The organism is Halomonas sp. SIMBA_159 (genome assembly GCF_046536035.1).
Lineage (GTDB): Bacteria > Pseudomonadota > Gammaproteobacteria > Pseudomonadales > Halomonadaceae > Vreelandella > Vreelandella venusta_A.
This window is the reverse complement of the sequence record NZ_JAWJBT010001775.1, coordinates 1-231: the sequence shown is the minus strand read 5'-3', so window position 1 is coordinate 231 and position 231 is coordinate 1. Positions and strand designations below refer to the sequence as shown.

At 54.5% G+C, this 231-nt stretch carries 1 pseudogene; it reads right to left on the bottom strand.

Annotated elements, in window-relative coordinates:
• A pseudogene (gene thiH, locus R0J87_RS25305) lies at positions 1-231 on the bottom strand (2-iminoacetate synthase ThiH); the annotation flags it as partial.

Below are 231 nucleotides of genomic sequence, written 5' to 3'. Positions count from 1 at the left end.
ATTGCCGCGCAGATGATGCTTGGCGTACGTCGGAGCACTGTAAGTTTCCTGATACACCATGACCGCATCCAGCCCCAGGGTTTTCAGCTCAGCATACTCGTGCTGATCCAGCGGCTGCACTTCCATCGACAGATAACTGAAGTGGCGTTTAATCGCCGGCACACATTCGCGGAAATAGGCCATGCCGACCTTGCGCTCATGCTCACCGGTGACCAACAGCACATTATCGAA